The organism is Vibrio marinisediminis (genome assembly GCF_014050145.1).
GTDB lineage: Bacteria > Pseudomonadota > Gammaproteobacteria > Enterobacterales > Vibrionaceae > Vibrio > Vibrio marinisediminis.
The window spans coordinates 45,340-65,972 of record NZ_JACFYF010000012.1 but is presented as its reverse complement, the minus strand read 5'-3'; the positions used below and the strand labels follow the sequence as shown (position 1 = coordinate 65,972).

At 44.5% G+C, this 20,633-nt stretch carries 15 protein-coding genes; 6 read left to right on the top strand and 9 right to left on the bottom strand.

The window, feature by feature from the left end:
- Positions 1–436 precede the first annotated feature (436 nt).
- On the top strand, positions 437–1,153 hold the full coding sequence (gene arcA, locus H2O73_RS16150; protein WP_182109960.1) for a two-component system response regulator ArcA: 717 nt from the start codon (positions 437–439) through the stop codon (positions 1,151–1,153).
- A 135-nt stretch (positions 1,154–1,288) separates the two neighbouring features.
- On the opposite strand, the gene hldE is transcribed toward arcA, so the two are convergent.
- The 3 genes from hldE to H2O73_RS16135 form a co-directional block, all read right to left on the bottom strand.
- Positions 1,289–2,719 carry a bifunctional D-glycero-beta-D-manno-heptose-7-phosphate kinase/D-glycero-beta-D-manno-heptose 1-phosphate adenylyltransferase HldE gene (gene hldE / locus H2O73_RS16145; RefSeq protein ID WP_182110003.1) on the bottom strand — a complete coding sequence of 477 codons (1,431 nt, stop codon included), beginning with the start codon at positions 2,717–2,719 and terminating at the stop codon, positions 1,289–1,291.
- Between the two features lie 92 nt (positions 2,720–2,811).
- Positions 2,812–5,652 (bottom strand): bifunctional [glutamate--ammonia ligase]-adenylyl-L-tyrosine phosphorylase/[glutamate--ammonia-ligase] adenylyltransferase, encoded by a 2,841-nt coding sequence (glnE, locus tag H2O73_RS16140; protein WP_182109959.1) that lies wholly within the window; start codon positions 5,650–5,652, stop codon positions 2,812–2,814.
- Between the two features lie 108 nt (positions 5,653–5,760).
- On the bottom strand, positions 5,761–7,017 hold the full coding sequence (locus H2O73_RS16135; RefSeq protein ID WP_182109958.1) for a methyl-accepting chemotaxis protein: 1,257 nt from the start codon (positions 7,015–7,017) through the stop codon (positions 5,761–5,763).
- Positions 7,018–7,121: 104 nt separating this feature from the next.
- On the opposite strand from H2O73_RS16135, the gene H2O73_RS16130 reads away from it, so the two are divergent.
- Complete coding sequence (locus tag H2O73_RS16130; RefSeq protein WP_182109957.1) at positions 7,122–7,928, top strand: potassium channel family protein; 807 nt, start codon at positions 7,122–7,124, stop codon at positions 7,926–7,928.
- A 17-nt stretch (positions 7,929–7,945) separates the two neighbouring features.
- Here H2O73_RS16130 and H2O73_RS16125 read toward each other — a convergent pair whose 3' ends face one another.
- Positions 7,946–9,463, bottom strand: a complete 1,518-nt coding sequence (locus H2O73_RS16125; RefSeq protein WP_182109956.1) for a CYTH and CHAD domain-containing protein — start codon at positions 9,461–9,463, stop codon at positions 7,946–7,948.
- 205 nt (positions 9,464–9,668) lie between these two features.
- On the opposite strand from H2O73_RS16125, the gene H2O73_RS16120 reads away from it, so the two are divergent.
- From H2O73_RS16120 to H2O73_RS16110, 3 genes are all read left to right on the top strand, one after another.
- Positions 9,669–10,349: a TIGR00153 family protein gene (locus H2O73_RS16120; RefSeq protein WP_182109955.1), complete on the top strand. Its 681-nt coding sequence runs from the start codon at positions 9,669–9,671 to the stop codon at positions 10,347–10,349.
- A 130-nt stretch (positions 10,350–10,479) separates the two neighbouring features.
- Positions 10,480–11,739 carry an inorganic phosphate transporter gene (locus tag H2O73_RS16115; protein WP_182109954.1) on the top strand — a complete coding sequence of 420 codons (1,260 nt, stop codon included), beginning with the start codon at positions 10,480–10,482 and terminating at the stop codon, positions 11,737–11,739.
- A 165-nt stretch (positions 11,740–11,904) separates the two neighbouring features.
- Entirely contained in the window at positions 11,905–12,516 is a 612-nt protein-coding gene (locus tag H2O73_RS16110; RefSeq protein ID WP_182109953.1) for a TIGR04211 family SH3 domain-containing protein, read from the top strand.
- Positions 12,517–12,591: 75 nt separating this feature from the next.
- Here H2O73_RS16110 and H2O73_RS16105 read toward each other — a convergent pair whose 3' ends face one another.
- Both H2O73_RS16105 and H2O73_RS16100 read right to left on the bottom strand, forming a co-directional pair.
- Positions 12,592–13,371: a general secretion pathway protein GspB gene (locus tag H2O73_RS16105; protein WP_182109952.1), complete on the bottom strand. Its 780-nt coding sequence runs from the start codon at positions 13,369–13,371 to the stop codon at positions 12,592–12,594.
- Positions 13,371–14,978 carry a tRNA (adenosine(37)-N6)-threonylcarbamoyltransferase complex ATPase subunit type 1 TsaE gene (locus tag H2O73_RS16100; RefSeq protein ID WP_182110002.1) on the bottom strand — a complete coding sequence of 536 codons (1,608 nt, stop codon included), beginning with the start codon at positions 14,976–14,978 and terminating at the stop codon, positions 13,371–13,373. Before H2O73_RS16100 ends, H2O73_RS16105 begins: the two co-directional genes overlap by 1 nt.
- An 83-nt stretch (positions 14,979–15,061) precedes the next feature.
- Here H2O73_RS16100 and H2O73_RS16095 point away from each other — a divergent pair, with 83 nt between their 5' ends.
- Positions 15,062–16,276, top strand: a complete 1,215-nt coding sequence (locus H2O73_RS16095; protein WP_182109951.1) for a multifunctional CCA addition/repair protein — start codon at positions 15,062–15,064, stop codon at positions 16,274–16,276.
- A gap of 265 nt (positions 16,277–16,541) precedes the next feature.
- On the opposite strand, the gene eno is transcribed toward H2O73_RS16095, so the two are convergent.
- The 3 genes from eno to mazG form a co-directional block, all read right to left on the bottom strand.
- Positions 16,542–17,840 (bottom strand): phosphopyruvate hydratase, encoded by a 1,299-nt coding sequence (gene eno / locus H2O73_RS16090; protein WP_182109950.1) that lies wholly within the window; start codon positions 17,838–17,840, stop codon positions 16,542–16,544.
- A gap of 84 nt (positions 17,841–17,924) precedes the next feature.
- Entirely contained in the window at positions 17,925–19,562 is a 1,638-nt protein-coding gene (pyrG, locus tag H2O73_RS16085; protein WP_182109949.1) for a CTP synthase, read from the bottom strand.
- A gap of 205 nt (positions 19,563–19,767) precedes the next feature.
- Positions 19,768–20,565, bottom strand: a complete 798-nt coding sequence (mazG, locus tag H2O73_RS16080) for a nucleoside triphosphate pyrophosphohydrolase (RefSeq protein WP_182109948.1) — start codon at positions 20,563–20,565, stop codon at positions 19,768–19,770.
- Positions 20,566–20,633 lie beyond the last annotated feature (68 nt).

Here is a 20,633-nt window from a genome sequence, read left to right as displayed (position 1 = left end):
ACTAGTGGCTTTATTCGCCGCAGTAATGACAAAATCACCAATTAGAATTTCATTTCAAAATTTGAAGCATAGATCACAGTAAGATGGCTAAAAATGGGCATCAATCATCATATCACCAGTAATTTTACAATTGTCATTTACCATTAATATCTGTTACATAGAATCTCTTGATATAAATCAACAAAGTGAATGGAATTAACATTTGACCATTGTTAGCATGCTGTTAACTCTATAAAATTCCACAAAACGCCCAATAGTATGAATGAGGATACGGATCCTCCTTCTGAAAGAAAGTAACACCAAGGATGGCGGGCATGTAAATAAATGTTTTTTATAGTCTTTGGTTTAATGTCAAAATCAAATTACCTGTAAGTAATGTTTTTTGCCTAGAATTTATTCTATTAGCACACTTTTTTCACAAGTTTAGGTAACGCCAATGCAAACCGCGCAGATTCTTATCGTTGAAGATGAGCAAGTAACTCGTAACACTCTTAAGAGTATTTTTGAAGCAGAGGGATACGCTGTTTTTGAAGCCAGTGACGGTGAAGAGATGCACCAGATTCTGACTGAGAGTCAGATTAACTTGGTGATCATGGATATCAATCTACCAGGCAAGAATGGTCTACTACTAGCACGCGAACTACGCGAGCAAGCAAATGTAGCACTGATGTTCTTAACTGGTCGCGACAACGAAGTTGATAAGATCCTTGGGCTTGAAATCGGTGCTGATGATTACATCACAAAACCATTCAACCCTCGTGAATTGACTATCCGTGCTCGCAACCTACTTAACCGCTCAATGAACTCTAGCTCAGTTCAAGAAGAGAAACGTAGCGTTGAGAAATACCAGTTCAACGGTTGGGTACTAGATATCAACAGCCGTTCACTAGTGAGCCCTGATGGTGATAGCTACAAACTACCTCGTTCTGAGTTCCGTGCATTGCTGCACTTCTGTGAGAACCCAGGAAAGATCCAAACACGTGCTGATCTACTGAAAAAGATGACTGGTCGTGAGCTTAAGCCACACGATCGTACTGTTGACGTAACGATTCGTCGTATTCGTAAGCACTTTGAATCAGTATCTGGTACACCTGAAATCATCGCGACTATTCACGGTGAAGGTTACCGCTTTTGTGGTGAGCTAGAAGATTAATCTTCAGCCCCATATTGAAAAAGGAGCCCTTGGGCTCCTTTTTTATTGCCCAGCATCCACTCGCGAGTCGTCGCAAGACAATAAAAAAACGCCCATCAATGATGAGCGTTTAACGTCGATGAATAATGGTTAAAATTAACCTTTACCACCTTTAATCGCGTTGATAATTTCGCTGGTTGAGCAACCATCTTCAAAGTTCAGCACTTTCACAGCGCCACCATGAGCAATCACTTCTTTACCACCCGCAATCTCTTCTGGTTTGTAATCACCACCTTTCACCAGTAGATCAGGTAGGACTTCAGAGATCAAGCGTTGAGGTGTATCTTCACCAAACGGTACAACCCAATCCACAGCGCCTAAGCCCGCCAGTACCGCCATACGACGATCTGTTGGGTTAACCGGACGACCAGGACCTTTAAGACGTTTAACCGACTCATCAGTGTTTACAGCGATGATAAGGCGGTCACCTAACTCTGCGGCATGGTTAAGGTATGAGACATGACCTGCATGCAAAATATCAAAGCAGCCGTTAGTCATCACTACTTTTTCACCGCGAGATTGCGCTTTCTTTACCGCTTCAATCAATGCAGATTCTGAAATCACACCAAAATCGGTATCTCGGCTACCGTGAATCGCTTCAGCCAGTTCGATCGTTGATAGTGTTGATGTACCCAACTTACCAACAACAACACCTGCCGCTGCATTGGCTAACGCACAAGCTTGATCCAGTGGCTTTCCTGCGGAAACAGATGCTGCAAGTACAGAAATAACCGTATCACCAGCACCCGTCACATCAAACACTTCTTTTGCTTGTGTTGGTAGGTGGAATGGTTCTTGTCCACGACGGATCAATGTCATGCCATTTTCGCTACGAGTAACCAGTAGCGCTTCAAAATCGTATTTCTCAATCAGCGCTAATGACTTATCAATCAGATCTTGTTCTGACTTCACTTTGCCCGCAACCAATTCAAACTCCGCCATGTTTGGCGTTAGTAGTGTTGCACCGCGGTAGCGCTCAAACTCAGCACCTTTAGGATCAATAAACACGGGAACATTGGCAGCGCGAGCTTTTTGAATGAACATTTGAACATGCTCTAAAGCCCCTTTCGCGTAATCAGATAACACAACCGCTTTTACTTTTGGAAGTGCCTGCTCCATACGGTCTAGAATAAGTTCAGGGTCAACACCTTCAAACTGATCTTCAAAATCAAGGCGGATCAGTTGTTGACCACGGCTCAATACGCGCAGTTTAGTAATGGTTGGAAAGTTTGGTAATGATACAAAATCACACTTCACTTTGAGTGCCGACAAGGTTTCATTCAACACTTTAGCGGGTTCATCAATCCCTGTTAAACCAACGATATGAGCGTGTCCGCCAATAGAAGCAATATTCATTGCTACGTTCGCGGCGCCACCTGGTCGCTCTTCGTTATTTTCTACTTTCACTACTGGCACTGGTGCTTCTGGCGAAATGCGTCCAGTTGGACCATGCCAGTAACGATCTAGCATTACGTCACCAATAATAAGCACACCTGCTTGACTGTAGTCAGGTAGGATTGGTTTCATCATGGATCTCCACTATTTAATTCTGGGCAAAGTTTATCATAGCCTTTTAACGGTCAAAACCTTTACCGACGGTCTGTATGCATCGTTTACCGTTAGCTCAGCCATTGATTCCATATCCCGACCACCAATTCACGCTCTTGAGAGAACTTATCGTCAGCAACGTCAGCATCCAAATTGAGCAAGTTACGCTGGTGAATCTGATCACGCATTGCGGTATACGCATGTGTGATCGCCATTGCCTGCGACTCATCCATAATATCCTGCGCAATCAAAGACTCAAAAATACGAACATTGTCTGACCAGCGCGTCAGTTTTGGCTTGTCATGACTGTAGTTCAATACTAAATATTGCGCGAGAAACTCAATATCGGTGATTCCACCCGGATCTTGCTTGAGCATAAAGCGCCCAGCTTTTTTACTGCCGAGATGGTCGCGCATCTTAATGCGCATATCCGTCACTTGTTTTTTCAGATCATTGCGTTCACGCGGCAGACATAAGATTGAGTGGCGAATCTCGTGGAAAGCACGCTGAAGAGGCTCATCACCGTAAATCATCCGGGCACGAACCAGCGCTTGGTGCTCCCATGTCCAAGCTTCACTGCGCTGATACTCTTCAAATGCATCGGTTGGGCTAACCAGTAATCCTGATGCCCCTGATGGGCGTAAACGTGTATCCACCTCATACAGTATTCCAGAAGCAGTACGGACGGAGAAAATATGAATAATGCGCTGAGCAAGTCGCAAGTAGAACTGACGTCCATCGATCTCTTTCTTACCATCGGTATAAGAACTCACTGGGCAATCGTGCATAAAGACGATATCAAGATCGGAGTTATAACCTAATTCCCAACCGCCGACTTTGCCGTAACCCACCACAGCAAAACCTTTACCTTCACGATCTTTAAGATGGTTCGGTTGCCCATATTTAGCCGCCATTTGCAGCCAAGCCTGATTAACCACGCACTCAACAATCGCTTCAGATAAGTAAGTTAAGTGGTCACTCACTTTCATTACTGGTAGCACACCAGCAATATCTGCCGCCGCGATGCGTAAGATACAAATCTGTTTGAATTGGCGCAGCGCTTCCATTTGCTGTTCCATATCATCTTCTGGAATACGCGCTAAGTAGTCGCGTAATTCGGTACTGTAAGCAGTCAATGGAATCGGGTTATACAGCTGTTGTGGATCAATTAACTCATCCAATAAGATTGGATAACGTCCTAGCTGTTCTGAAATCATCGGGCTCGCCGTACACAGACGAACCAGCTGTGTGAGAGCAGCACTATGTTCATCAAGTAGCTCTAAGTAAGTTGTGCGGGTTACAATTCGATGCAGTAAGTGCAATACACGCGGTAAGCCATATTGTGCATCAGGGTGAGCAAAGATAACTTGAAACATTTTTGGCATTAAGCGATTCAACACTTCTCGTCCACGAGGACCAAGCGTCTTCTTTGCCAAGTCTTGCTTAAATTGAATGATGGTGTTCGCCATCGTTTCTGGCTGTTCTACCTGTAAATCCTGCTGCAAAATATGGTCGATCACATCACGGTGTTGCGCCATATCCCATAATTCATGGAAATGCTTAGCCACTTCACCGTGCTCTTCATCGTCATCACCAATTAAATGGGTGAAGACACTGTGCACATTTGCCATGTTCTGCTGGACTTGCTCAAGCAGTTGCTGCCAGTTTTCTAAACCCATTGCTGTCGCAAGTTGAGCTTGCTCTTGCTCGCCATCTGGTAAGGTTTGAGTTTGCTTATCCGCCATCGCTTGCAATAAGTTTTCGAGCCTACGCAAGAATTTATAAGCAGTACGTAAGTGTTCGATTTCGCTTAGGGTCAACAGTTCCAGCTCTTCAATCGCATCTAGAGTCACCAATAACCCTCTTTGGCGTAAGCTCGGCTCTCGACCACCTCTAATTAGCTGGAAAACTTGGGCAATAAATTCCACTTCACGGATACCACCCGCGCCCAATTTGATGTTGTTACTGAGCCCTCGGCGGCGCACTTCACTGCTGATCATTGATTTCATGCGACGCAAAGATTGAATCGCACTGAAATCAATATAACGGCGGAAAACAAATGGACGTAGCATTTGACGAAGTTCTTGGTATTGAGGGTACATGTCACGCCCCATCACCCGCGCTTTAATCATGGCGTAGCGTTCCCAATCACGCCCTTGTTCTTGATAGTAATCTTCCAGCGCTGCAAAGCTCATCACCAAGGGGCCGCTGTCGCCGAATGGACGAATACGCATATCAACTCGATAACAGAAACCATCGAAAGTTTGCTGATCCAACGCTTTGATGATGCGTTGACCTAAACGGGTAAAAAACTGCGCATTGGCAATGCTTCGGCGAGCCCCTTGAGTTTCACCGTTTTCAGGGTAAGTAAAAATAAGATCGATATCGGATGAGAAATTAAGCTCTCCACCGCCAAGTTTCCCCATACCAATGATCAACATCGGTTGCGCTTCCCCTTGTTCATTACAAGGGGTGCCCCATAATTCACAGCACGCTTTATATTGCCATTGATAGGTCTCGAAAATCATCGCTTCGGCTAGCTCAGAGACGTGTTTGAGACTCTGCTCTAACGACCAAGAACCACAAAAATCGCGCCATGCGATGTAAGCCATTTCGCGATTGCGAAACTGCCTTAAAACTCGTTGACCGCTCATCTCATCGGCGCAGCCAAGTAATTGTTGTGCTAATGCATCGCGATATTGCTTATAGCGTTCTTGTTGATCCAACATTGTCGGTAGTTCAGCGCGTAAGATTTCATCTTTCGCTAAAACTTCGATCACAAACTGGCTAAGCCCCGCAACAAACCCAAGTTGTTGATACACTTTTTCAGACCAATTTTGTTGTAGTTGGTACTGCTCTAAATTTGCCAACGCAGATTGAGATATCGGAGTCAGAGATGAAGGCAAAAGCATGATTCTTCCTTGTAGATAAACGCGTTATTGGCTTAGTTATAACAAACTTTAGGTAATAAAAAACGCCTGCGAACTATTCGCAGGCGTTTATTGATTCACTCTGTGAGATCACACTTTGAATGAGGTGATTTTCTTATCCAATTCCTCAGCATTTTTTTGCATGATTTCCGACGTTTCCAGTAATTCACTCACTACGGTGACCGACGCTTCCACCAGCTCTCTTACATTGGTTAGGTTCTGGTTCATTTCTTCTGCAACACTGCTTTGTTGCCCTGCCGCGGTCGCAATTTGGAAGTTCATATCATTAATTTGATTCACTTGCAGAACAATACCATCTAATTCGTTACCAGCGTTGGTCACCAACTCAACGCCCTCTGCAGCCTCAACCACACTTTTTTCCATGAGGTCTACCGCTGAATTGGCACTGCTTTGCAGTTGTGAAATCATCTCTTGGATTTCAATCGTTGCTTGTTGAGTGCGCTGTGCAAGGTTACGGACTTCGTCAGCAACCACAGCGAAACCACGCCCAGCTTCACCGGCCCGTGCCGCTTCAATTGCCGCATTCAAAGCCAGAAGATTGGTTTGCTCAGAGATCCCCTGAATCGTACCAACCACACTGCCGATAGCATCAACACTCTCTTCCACCTGATTAACCGCTTGCGCGGAAGCTGCGATATCTTGTGATAGTTCGCTAATTTTACCTACCGTATCTTGTACAAAACGTTGACCGGTAGCGGCTTGATCTGAAGCACTTTCCGTCAGTGAAGAGGCATTTTGCGCGTGTTCTGCAACGGTTTGTACCGTTGAGGTCATCTCACTCATTGCCGTTGCAAGTTGGTCTATTTCTTCGAATTCTTCTTCGGCTGATTCCTTGGTTTCCGACATGCTCAAGGTCATCACTTCCGTCAATCCAGCCAGCTCTTGTGAAGAACTCACTTGCGTTCGAATCAAGTCTTGCAGCTGTGAACGTGTTTTCTCAAGCTCACGAGCAACATCACCGTATTCATCTTTACACTCTAAGCGGATCTGCGTTGAAAGATCGCCACTAGCCATCAGTTTAATCGCATCATTGATATATTGAGTTTGGCGCAACATTACACGAGCAGCAAAAAGGAGAACTACAATGAAAATACCAATTAAGCCAATGGTTTGCCACACTACGTCAACGAGATAAGCTTCATAATGTTCACGTGCAACAGCTGTATTCTCAGTTACGGCGAGGAGTGAGTCGTAGAACGTTTCTGCGTCCCATAATTGCTTTCCGACGATCAGTAAGGTACTGAACACCATGAGCAATGCCATTTTTGGGACAAGTCGAATATCCGTAATCACTCGTTCCCATGGCTTAAATGCCATTATCGTCATTGTTAGTTCTCCACTAAGTCATATATTCTTTAACGGCGAAGGAAAGTTACCTCAGCACAAATTGATACTTTAGCATTAGTACTAATATTTATTTCGAGCCCCGTATGAATACAAATGATAACAAAGATGACACAAAGCCGATGAGCTTGTTGTCACTAATTCTCTCAGTTATGGCGTTATTTGTGATCTCAGCCTTATTGTTTTTTCCAATACGCGAGGAGACTCGACAGATCCTTATCGGCTTAGATTTTGTCATCTGTACCATTTTCATTCTGCAACTATCGATTGATTTGATCCGCTCCGCAAACAAACGGCTTTTCTTGAAAAAACACTGGATTGATTTCATTGCGAGTGTGCCGATGATCGAACCGTTACGTTTCGCTCGAATTTTTCATATCTTGCGAGTGATACTGGTTATTCGCTCAAGTCGAAGCTTGGTTAAGCAGATCCTCAGTAATCGAAAAGAGACCACCATTGCGTCTATTCTGCTTTTACTGGTGATCCTTCTCACTTTAGGTTCGAGTGTCATGCTGTTTGTTGAAGGGCATTCACCGGATGCCAATATCAAAACCGGTGCTGATGCGCTTTGGTGGGCGTTAGTGACAATTTCAACCGTTGGCTACGGTGACCATTTTCCTGTCACAACCGCGGGAAAAATTGTCGCCTCTGCTATTATTCTCTGTGGCGTGGGTTTATTCGGTATGATCTCAGGTTTGATCACCTCAGTGATTACTTCACCAAGTAAAATGCAAGCCTTGAAAGCTGCGCAAAAAGAGAAACAGATGAAGGAACTGTTGGAGCAACAGCAAGCTATTTTGCAACGCTTAGAAAAACTAGAAAGGAAGATGAGCAAAGATATCGATAAGCTTCATCACAATGCTGCCAGCGAGCAACAAAAAAGAGAGCCGTAGCTCTCTTTCAAATATTGTTACTCTTGCCAGTATGGCTCAGCTTCAATACTGATGATCCGAGTTTGTTCCATCGCATGAAGAATCGAGGTTTGTTGACGGAATAGCCAGCGTTCTAGCTGCTCGCGCTCTTCCCCCTCTAAACTATCAACCATTTTCTCTAATGGTTTCAATGTCAGTAGATCGTCGATGCCTTGTAATAGATCAGCCCAAGGTAAGCGGAAGCGATTTCGCTCTTCGTCGTCGTACAAACTAGCAAAGCCAACACCCGTATATAGATTACGCATCAAGTGATATTGCTGCTCTATATAATCTTGAGGTTCTAATACTTTCTCTGGCGGGAATGCTTCAATAAGTGCATGCCATGTGCGCTCTAGCTGCTCAACCGAAAAAGGTTTGATGTTCTGCGCCATAGCTTGGCGAGATTTATCATCCAAAAATGGTTGCCAACCTCGAGTTAAAATCCAACGACTCAGATCGAGTAGCAAAGCGGTATAACGCGCGGAGTTGAACTGCTCTAGCATCTCTTCACGAGATGGCAGTTCATTCTGCACTTCGGTTAACTCTTTGATCAAAAATTTACGTGCATCGAGTTTACGTAATGCATGCCCTTTGTCTTCGAGTAAATCATCAAGGTAATCGTATTGCTTGATCCAAGCTAAATCTTGTTCAAGCCACTTCAATTCTTGACGAATTAAGGCACTCGCTTTGCGTGGTACGATATCGCCATAAATGGTTAATGTCTGACGAATAAAGCTGATCGCATTTTTTATTTCGTGTAGCGCATCAATAGACTCACGTTCAGAGTATATCTGCTCATGATAATGCCAATGTGATAACGCATGCTCTAATGAGGTAATAAAGCATGATTCGACTGTGTCGTATTTATCGGTTGCGACCAAATCCATACTTTTCACTTCATCGCCATCATAACCTAGAGCCAGACGGTAACCTTTCGCTGCTTTACTTAGATTACCAAGGCGCATACCGCCTTTATCACTAAAGGTACGTGCTAAAGTAAATAGAGCATCTGTTTGACCTGATTTCAGTTCAAGTTCGACTTCGCAAATGGTATCACGGCGATCCTCAGCCACAACCTCACCTTGGTCAAAGGCGACTTCAACTAGACTGCCATCAGCCATTGCCACTAACCACTGTTCACGCATAAAATTTGTTGAGAATAGCGGTGAAAGCTCAGTTTGTAAGGCTTCAACATCTTTACCTGATGGCCAAATATCTGCCGGATGAAGCGTCAAATCAGGAATGTTGTTTTTGTGTTCTGCATTATATTCAGGGCGTTGGTGAAGACCAGCGACAACACGTCCAGCTGTTTTTACCGTTTGAACATAGACCTCATCGAAACGGCGAATGCGCAGACCAATATCATGCAACCTTAGCCAATTATCCGGTGTATCAAAATAAGTGTTACCCAGGTCACGACAGCTATGCTGAAGTATCTTTGCTTCAGAAATTTTTTGACGTAAAGTTTCTGAAAAATCTGGAGAAACAAAAAACTTCAGTTCTATCTCGGTTTCCATAGTTATACCTTTCAAAGCAGATAGAGACAGGATATTGCTATATTTCCCACTCGGCAAGAGTGAAATATCGCTCAATTGATGATCTAAAACAGTTTTAATGATGGATTTAATGCGTTACCATGCGCGCCTTTATAGCCATCGCACAAGATTACGCCTTAAATGGTGTATTGTTTCTTATAGGTTATATTTAGTAGGTTGAATGACCATGCCAGTAAATACAATTATGGGGTTATTTGCAAAGTCCCCAATTAAGCCTTTGCAACGCCATGTAGTGTGCGTCAACGAATGCTGCTCTCATCTTGTGAACTTCTTTGAAGTAACTGCACAAGGCGATTGGGAGAAAGCATCTGAAATTCGTGCTCAAATCTCTCATCTTGAGAGAGAAGCAGACGTACTCAAGCGTGAAATTCGTCTCAAACTTCCTCGTGGTTTGTTTATGCCAGTTGATCGTAGCGACATGCTCGAGCTTCTGACACAACAAGACAAACTCGCAAACCTTGCAAAAGACATTGCAGGTCGCGTCTATGGTCGCCAACTAGCTATTCCAGCACCTCTTCAAGAAAACTTCATCGCTTATCTAAAGCGTTGTCTTGATGCCGCTAATCAGGCACAGGAAGTTATCAATGAATTGGATGAGTTATTGGAAACTGGCTTTAAAGGCCGTGAAGTTACTCTGGTTGCAGAGATGATTCACCAATTAGACAAGATCGAAGATGACACCGATGCGATGCAGATCCAACTTCGCCAACAATTAATGGCGATTGAACAAGATATGAATCCTATCGACGTGATGTTCCTGTACAAGATTTTAGAATGGGTAGGCGGTATTGCCGATCAAGCGCAGCGTGTAGGTGCTCGATTAGAAGTAATGCTATCCCGCTCATAAATGTAAGTTAACTCAATAACGAGAGCATCTTTCGACACACCCCATTTAGGCGATGAATATTTCGACGCTTAAGGGGTTTTGTTGTGTTCAAAATTTGCCTCCGCTTATTATCAAACAACTAGGTATTACGATGGATATCCTTGCGAACTATGGCAGTGTCCTGATTATTGTTGCAGCTATTTTTGGCTTCATGATGGCAATTGGTATTGGTGCAAACGATGTAGCCAATGCTATGGGTACGTCAGTTGGCTCTAAAGCCCTGACGGTTAAACAAGCGATCATTATTGCAATGATCTTCGAATTTGCTGGTGCTTATCTAGCAGGTGGTGAAGTAACCGATACTATCCGTAAAGGTGTGATCGAAACTTCTCTATTCGCTTCTCAACCAGATGTGCTTGTTTATGGCATGATGTCAGCGCTACTTGCTGCTGGTACATGGCTACTTCTTGCATCTTACATGGGTTGGCCTGTATCAACGACTCACTCTATCATCGGCGCAATCATCGGCTTTGCCTGTGTGTCTGTTGGTACTGAAGCCGTAGACTGGAGCAGTGTTCAAGGCATCGTAGGTAGTTGGATCATTACACCAATTATCTCTGGCTTCTTCGCTTACGTCATCTTCGTCAGCGCTCAACGACTGATCTTTGATACTGAGAAACCGCTTTTCAACGCCAAACGATTTGTACCTGTGTACATGTTTATTACTACTATGGTAATCGCACTGGTAACAATCAAAAAAGGTCTTAAACACGTTGGTCTACACCTATCAAACGGTGAAGCATGGGTTTGGGCTGCGGTTGTTTCGACAATGGTTATGGTTGGTGGTTACTTCTACATTCAGAAGAAATTTGCTAATCGTGAAGACGACCACGGCTTTGCTGGCGTAGAAGGTATCTTCAGCGTTCTTATGGTTATCACTGCGTGTGCAATGGCATTTGCTCATGGTTCAAACGACGTAGCAAACGCGATTGGTCCACTAGCTGCGGTTGTATCTACTGTTCAACACATGGGTGAAATCACTGGCAAGAGTGAAATCGTATGGTGGATTCTTCCACTAGGTGGTTTTGGTATTGTGGTCGGTCTAGCAACACTAGGTCATAAAGTAATGGCAACCGTTGGTACTGGTATTACAGAACTAACGCCAAGTCGTGGTTTTGCTGCTCAGTTGGCAACGGCGTGTACTGTTGTTCTTGCATCAGGTACTGGTCTACCAATTTCAACCACACAAACTCTAGTGGGTGCAATTTTAGGTGTTGGTTTTGCTCGTGGTATTGCTGCGCTAAACCTTGGTGTTATTCGTAACATCGTTGCATCTTGGATCGTAACACTGCCTGCTGGCGCACTATTGGCGGTAGTCTTCTTCTACGCCATTCAAGCGTCATTCAGCTAGTCAATCAGTCAGGGCTGTGTAAATGCACTGTCATTATTGACTCAAACACGCAGAAAGGGAGGCTTAGCCTCCCTTCTTTGTTGCACCCTAAAAGGAAACTTCTTACTATTTGTTTCTCAGGGTTTACCCTGCCCTGAAAGCTTGATGACTGTTAAAGGATTTACCGTGAAAAAACTGGTTTTTATGATCTTGGCTTGCCTCATTGCAGCACCTTCTGCAATGGCAAAAGATCGCTATATCTCTGATAACTTATTCACCTATATGCACTCAGGCCCTAGCAATCAATTCCGTATTATTGGTAGTGTGAATGCTGGTGAAAAAGTAACGCTTGTTTCTAGTGACAAAAAGACTGGCTATAGCCAAGTTGTCGATAACCGTGGTCGCAAAGGCTGGGTGGCAACTAACTTTGTCACAACTCAAGAAAGCATGACAACTCGCTTACCTCGCTTAGAGAAAGAATTAGCCGATGTAAAATCGAAGCTTGCTAACGCTAGCGAAAATGCGAACAAAGAAAAAGCTGGGTTAGTTGACTCGCTTGAAAACCGTAACAGCCAAATTGCTGAGATGGAAAAAAGCTATAGCGACATGAGCCAACAACTTACTGCGTCTCAGACGGAAGTACGTAACCTACGCGCTAAACTTGATACGCAAAAAGACGATTTGCTGCTGAAGTACTTTACTTATGGTGGTGGTGTTGCAGGTATTGGTCTATTACTTGGTTTGATCTTGCCTCACATCGTTCCACGTAAAAAGCGCTCTCCTGCAGGTTGGTCATAATCCCATCTCAAAATGAGACACGGCATTAAAAAGGTCACGATTACGTGACCTTTTTTTATGGAGTGAAGCTAAGGATTAACCTTGCCAATCATACAGTGCAGGAACACGAATGCGTTGTTGTTCAAATTCAATCACACACGCTTGCGGTTCGATCGCAAAAAGTTCGACCCCATCAGCTAACCAATCGCCCTGTTGATACTCAATATCGTTGACCTTAACCCAACGCTTATCTTGATTGGACGAATAGACATGAGTCTGAAAGTTCAATGCGGGCAGCTTGCCATACCATTGTGATGCGGTTGAATTAAGCTCTATTGTTTGATCTTCGATTGTCTGGCTAGTATCCGTGCGGGGCTGTTCACTCTCAGATTGCATTGCGGCTTGTAAGCGCTGTGCAATATCAGGAGATAAACCCGACAAATCAAGCCCATCAAGCAAATCATCCTCATTTGACGTGGTTACTGCTGGCGCTTTTACATCAGCTTTGAAATCATGTTGCTCAGATTGCTGCGGTGATCTCACCGGTTCTTCTAATCGCTCCACTGCTATTACTTCAATTTGGGAGTCTTTCAGATCTGCTATGTTTGGGTAACTTAACTTGACCAGAGGCGCAGACACTTCAACAACCTCAACAATGCCTTGGTTTTGCTGTAACCATGCATCACGTAACTCAACATACTGGTAGCTTATGATGCCGACCGACACGGTAGTAACCGGCAATAATAATAAGGCTAAGCTCAAAGACCATGAATGGGAAGACGGCGACGGCTGCGTATGATTTATCATGGCGATATTGGGATTATGTTGCTGATATCCCTGCTGAGACTCTTCTAGCGATTGAATGAGATTACCCATTAGACGCCCTCCAACGCATTAAGATGGGGTGCACCTTCTTGGGATAACAATTCCAGCCTGTGTAAGGTCTCTTCACCCGCGATGCCATCGACTGCGAGTTGTTGCCATCGTTGGAACAAGCTCACTTTTTGTATCAGATCATCACCATAGCTTTGCTCACTACCTAAAGGCATTTGCAGTAGCTGTGACAGTTGATAATCCAAACTTGCCACAGGATGACCACTCATGCCAGGCTTAAGTGTTTGGTGCCACAGCCGTTGCCAGATCAAGTGATACTCACCACTCCACACTTGCTCAAGCCATTGAGTTGCAAACTCAACGCGTTGTCCATCAATCAATAGCTGCACCTGTTGTTGGTTTGCTCTATAGAGTACTGCGTAATGGTTTTGTCCTTGATAATTCAGCGTCAGCAACACCGGAAGGTTACTCTCAAGGATCTGCTGTAGGCTACCCTGCAGCTGGGCACAATTAAATTGAGAGCGGTTATTTTCAAGACACATTTGGTCAACGACGGAAGCGTGGTATCCCCACACTTGATAAAGCGTCTCTAACCCCTGCGACAAACTAGATGGCTCTTCAAGTAAGATCATTAGTTCTCTTGGTAAGGTTTGTTGCCCTTCCACTCGGTTAGGCTGCGCAGGATAAAGCCGCTCAACTTGATGCTGAATATGAGGTGTCACTACTGTAGGCAAGTAGTGGTAAGCGGCGCCCGCGAAAGTAAGACCGACCATGGCTGCAATTACGTAGCTTCGTTTATTGCTATTTGGCTTAGCCGACGTTCGTGGTTGATAAAAAGAGGGCTGAAAACTCATCACCTCTTCACAAGCCGTCGATACCGTTTGTGAGCTCGGCGTTTTCTCACCAATTTGATAAGCTCGCTTTAACGCCGCATCACATACAAGGTTAACTAAGCGTGGAATTCCCTGCGTTGCTTGAGCGATTGCTTTAAGTGACTTACTAGAAAAAAGCTCACTATTACCTCCAGCAAGCTGCAGACGGAATTGAATGTACTTCGCCGTTTCATTACTGTCCAAAGGCAATAAGTGGTAACGACCAGTAATGCGCTGAGCAAGTTGTCTTAGCTGCGGCATTTGCAATTTGTGTTGCAGCTCTGGCTGCCCGATCAATAGCACCTTAAGTAGCTTTCTTTGCTCAGTTTCTAAGTTGGTCAGCAAACGCAGTTGTTCCAGTACTTCTGCTGAAAGGTGCTGTGCTTCGTCAATGATCACCAGCGTTTGCTTGCCACTGCGATAACTTTCCAACAAAAACTGTTTGATGACATCAGTAAGCTGCTTAACGGATGCCTGATCTGAATAAAGCAAAGAAAACTCATCACAGATAACTTGTAACAGCTCAATATTTGAAAACGTGGGATTAAGAATGCTACCAATTTGAGTCGACGAATCTAATGCCTTAATCATCGCCTTGGAAACCGTGGTTTTTCCCGTGCCAACTTCACCAGTGAGCATGGCAAAACCACCACCATCGCCCAAACCGGCTTGCAGATGATGGATAGCCTCTTTGTGACGCTGGCTTAAATAGAGAAATCGTGAGTTCGGTACAATGGAGAACGGTAACTCAACAAATCCAAAATGATGGTTATACATGTCATTGGTCGCTGGGAATTTATTGGCAACGAAAGTAACATTGCCTACTACAATAGGCAATGATGATAAATAGTGAGAGCAAAGTGCAAAGATACCTTGTTGGTGGCGCGGTGCGCGACAAACTGCTTAACTTAGCCGTCTACGACCGAGACTGGGTTGTAGTCGGTGCGACCCCTGAGCAAATGCTGGCTGAAGGGTACACAGCAGTTGGTAAAGACTTCCCCGTATTCCTTCATCCAAAGAGTAAGGAAGAGCATGCTCTTGCACGTACAGAGCGTAAAACCGGCGCGGGTTACACGGGGTTTCAATGCCACTTTGCACCCAACGTCACACTTGAAGAAGACCTATTACGCCGAGACCTCACCATCAATGCCATTGCGCAAGACGCACAAGGCAATCTTATTGACCCATACCTCGGTCAACAAGATCTACAAAATCGTGTACTAAGACATGTTTCAGAGGCTTTTGTTGAAGACCCGTTGCGCGTGCTACGTGTGGCACGCTTTGCCGCCAAATTGGCTCACCTCGGATTCACCATCGCCACCGAAACCATGAGTTTAATGGCTAAGATTGTGCAAAGTGGTGAGCTAGAGCACCTCACGGCAGAGCGCGTTTGGCAAGAGTGGCAAAAGTCATTAACGACTCAAGATCCACAAGTATTCCTTTCCGTGCTAAGGGACTGCGGCGCTCTCGCGGTCGTATTACCGGAAATCAATTGCCTATTTGGTGTTCCACAGCCAGAGAAATGGCATCCTGAAATCGACACTGGCATCCATACTCTGATGGTTGCGAGGCAAGCTGCTATTTTGTCTGACTCTCCCTACGTACGTTTTGCCGCTCAAGTACATGATCTCGGCAAAGGCACCACACCAGAAAATGAATGGCCGAGCCACAAGATGCATTGCCATACTGGGGTTAACATCATCAAAGCATTGTGTGAGCGAGTACGCGTGCCCAATGAATACCGCGATTTGGCTCTAATGGTGTGTGAACAGCACTCAAACATCCACCACGCTGCGGAACTTAAGCCCACAACTAAACTCAAGATTCTGAATAAATTCGATGTATGGCGCAAACCCGATCGCCTCGACGATATTCTTATCTGCTGTATGGCTGATAGCCGTGGAAGAACTGGGCACGAGCAAATAGAGTACCCGCAAAAAGCGATTTTCCAACAGGCGTATCAAGCGGCATTAAATGTCCAAGTACAAGACATCATTAGTGATGGTTTTAAAGGCGCTGATATTCGAAGTGAAATGGAAAAACGTCGAATCAAAGCAATAGAAAAGCAATCTTAGTACTTCCCCCCTCATCCCACGTATGTAATAAACACGTCTAAGCAAGTTCAAAGACAAAAACGCCCCGCATAAGCGAGGCGTTTTCTAAAATATTAAACGAGTAACTCAATTGAGTTATTACCCTTTAACTTTTTTAAGAACACTTTCTTGTCACGTAACAGGAGCGTGATCATTTCTGCTTTCCGATAACAAAACACCCCGCCGAAGCGAGGTGTTTATCAAAAGCATTAAGCTAATAATTCACTAAGTTTAAAACCTAGGGGAATTATTGACCTTTAACTTCTTTAAGACCGTTGAAAGGAGCGCGCTCACCTAGAGCTTCCTCGATACGGATAAGTTGGTTGTACTTAGCAACACGGTCAGAACGGCTCATAGAACCAGTTTTGATTTGACCTGCAGCAGTACCTACCGCTAGGTCAGCGATAGTTGCATCTTCAGTTTCGCCTGAACGGTGAGAGATTACAGCTGTGTAACCTGCGTCTTTAGCCATCTTGATTGCAGCTAGAGTTTCAGTTAGAGAACCGATTTGGTTGAACTTGATAAGGATAGAGTTAGTGATGCCTTTCTCAATACCTTCAGCAAGAATCTTAGTGTTAGTAACGAATAGATCATCACCAACTAGCTGAATTTTGTCGCCTAGAAGTTCAGTTTGGTGTTTGAAACCAGTCCAATCAGACTCGTCTAGACCATCTTCGATAGAAACGATTGGGAATTGCTCAACTAGACCAGCTAGGTAGTGGTTGAACTCTTCAGAAGTGAACGTTTTACCTTCACCTTTCATGTTGTAGATGCCAGCTTCTTTGTCGTAGAACTCAGATGCTGCACAGTCCATAGCAAGAGTGATGTCTTTACCTAGCTCGTAGCCAGCAGCTGCAACAGCTTCTGCGATAACTTCTAGCGCTTCAGCGTTAGATTTTAGGTTAGGAGCGAAACCACCTTCGTCGCCAACTGCAGTGTTGTAGCCTTTAGACTTCAATACTTTCGCTAGGTTGTGGAATACTTCAGCACCCATGCGAACTGCTTCTTTAAGAGTTTTTGCGCCAACTGGTTGGATCATGAACTCTTGGATGTCAACGTTGTTATCTGCGTGCTCACCACCGTTGATGATGTTCATCATTGGTAGAGGCATAGAGAATTGACCAGCAGTGCCGTTTAGCTCAGCGATGTGCTCGTATAGAGGCATGCCTTTAGCAGCAGCAGCTGCTTTAGCGTTTGCTAGAGAAACAGCTAGGATAGCGTTAGCGCCGAACTTAGATTTGTTTTCAGTACCGTCTAGTTCAATCATCACTGCGTCAATTGCAGCTTGATCTTTAGCGTCTTTACCAACTAGAGCGTCAGCAATTTGGCCGTTAACAGCTTCGATAGCTTTAAGTACGCCTTTGCCTAGGAAACGTGATTTGTCGCCGTCACGTAGCTCAAGAGCTTCGCGAGAACCTGTAGAAGCACCTGATGGAGCTGCTGCCATACCAACGAAACCGCCTTCTAGGTGTACTTCAGCTTCAACTGTTGGGTTACCACGTGAGTCGATGATTTCACGACCTAGAACTTTAACGATCTTAGACATTAGTGTTTCCTCTCGTTCAAAAATAAATGTCGAAATTAAAGGGCAGTCGCAAACCTTCGCAACTGCCCGTATCCCTTTTACTTCTTACTTCAATTCGCCGCGTGAGAATTCACCCGCAGCTTTAACAAAACCAGCGAATAGCGGGTGGCCATCGCGAGGGGTTGAAGTGAACTCTGGGTGGAACTGAGCCGCTACAAACCATGGGTGAGCTGGGTTCTCAATCATTTCCACTAGCTTCTTATCCGCTGACAGACCTGAAACTTTCAGACCCGCCTTCTCAATTTGCGGACGAAGCATGTTGTTCACTTCGTAACGGTGACGGTGACGTTCATGGATCGTCGCATTACCGTAAAGTTCACGAGCTTTGGTGCCTTTCTCTAAGTGACACAGCTGTGAACCAAGACGCATAGTACCGCCAAGGTTTGATGTTTCAGTACGTTCTTCAACTTTACCTTCGCCATCAACCCATTCAGTGATTAGACCAACCACTGGGTACTTAGTCTCTTTATTAAATTCTGTAGAATGCGCGCCTTCCATACCCGCAACGTTGCGCGCGTATTCAATTAGGGCTACTTGCATACCAAGACAGATACCTAGGTAAGGAACATTGTTCTCACGTGCGTACTGTGCCGCGCGGATCTTACCTTCAATACCACGGTCACCGAAGCCACCTGGTACTAGGATTGCATCTAGACCTTCTAGAACTTCAATGCCTTTGGTTTCTACATCTTGTGAGTCTACATATTTAATAGTGACGCTTAGACGATTTTTCAAGCCCGCATGTTTAAGTGCTTCGTTAACTGATTTGTAAGCATCTGGTAATTCGATGTATTTACCAACCATACCGATGGTTACTTCACCTGTTGGGTTCGCTTCTTCGTAGATTACTTGTTCCCACTCAGAAAGATCAGCTTCTGGTGCAGTAATACCGAAACGAGCACAAACGATGTCATCAAGACCTTGAGCACGAATTAGTTGAGGGATCTTGTAGATAGAGTCTACGTCTTTCATTGAGATAACGGCTTTTTCTTGCACGTTACAGAATAGCGCAATCTTCTTACGCTCATTTGCTGGGATCATACGATCGCTACGGCAAACTAGGATATCTGGTTGGATACCGATAGATAGCAACTCTTTTACAGAGTGCTGAGTCGGTTTAGTTTTCACTTCACCCGCAGCTGCTAGGTAAGGAACAAGTGTTAGGTGCATGAACATTGCGCGTTCACGACCGATTTCAACTGCTAGCTGACGAATCGCTTCCATGAATGGCAGAGATTCGATATCACCTACAGTACCACCAACTTCAACGATAGCCACGTCATGGCCTTGAGAGCCTGAGATTACGCGGTCTTTGATAGCGTTAGTGATATGTGGGATAACTTGGATAGTTGCACCTAGGTAATCACCGCGGCGCTCTTTTGCAAGAACGTCGGAGTAAACACGACCTGCAGTGAAGTTGTTACGCTTAGTCATTTTAGTGCGAATAAAGCGCTCGTAGTGACCAAGGTCTAGGTCAGTTTCTGCACCATCTTCTGTAACAAACACTTCACCGTGTTGAGTTGGGCTCATTGTGCCTGGATCAACGTTGATGTAAGGGTCAAGCTTCATCATAGTCACTTTTAGACCACGAGCTTCTAGAATAGCCGCAAGAGATGCTGCTGCAATACCTTTACCTAGAGAGGATACAACCCCGCCAGTAACAAAAATGTAATTTGTCGTCATGTTTAACCTGAAATTGGTTGAATGAGGGAAATGGAGTGCTTCTGGACGGGACGTAAATATACCAGAAGCTCCTTACCGCCACAACGTGAAATCTATCACACCACAATTATTTATTTTTTGCTTCAAATCAAAGTGAATGAACAGGAGTGTTAAAAGTTGTTAATAGAATGCGTCATTTCTAACTCGAATACTCGCTATTTTGCTTTTAATTTCGTTCATCGTGTTTAATTTGCTGCCAAAAATTCTCAAGCTCATCAAGATTGCATTGCTCTAATTTTTTTCCATTCATACGTACTTTTTCTTCTACTCCAGTGAAACGACGCACGAATTTAAGGTTTGCTTTGGCTAAAGCGACCTCTGGGTTTACGTCTAAGTGGCGCGCTAAATTGACGGTAGCAAAGAGTAAGTCACCCAGTTCCAGCTCAACATTCTCTTGTTTCGCATCCACCAGCAAAGTCTCTTCCATCACTTCATCTAATTCTTCGCGTACCTTGTCTACCACTGGACCAATCGTGTCCCAATCAAACCCATATTGAGCACATTTTTTTTGTATCTTTGTAGCACGAGAAAGCGCAGGTAGAGAATTTGGTATTGAGTCTAGAATACTTTGCTCTGATTTGCCTGCTTGCGCCTTTTCTTTTGCTTTCTCAACTTCCCAGTTGGCATTGATCTGTTCATCTGACTCAAATTCAACTTCCGAGAATACATGAGGATGACGACGAGTCAGCTTTTCATTGACGGTATCGACGACCTCTGAAAAATCAAATAAGCCTTGTTCTTTCGCCAATTGACTATAGAAGATCACTTGGAACAATAAGTCACCCAATTCTTCTTTTAAATTGGTCCAGTCTTGATTGTGAATCGCATCGACCACTTCATACGTTTCTTCAATGGTATGCGGCACAATGGTTTCAAAACTTTGCTTGCGGTCCCAAGGGCACCCCTTTTGTGGGTCACGCAGCGTTGCCATGATCTGTTCTAACTGTTCAATTGGATGGCTCATTTCTCTTTGTCCTTTAAACAAAAAGGTGAGCAGCCAAAACCACTCACCTTGAATTATATTTTCTAATT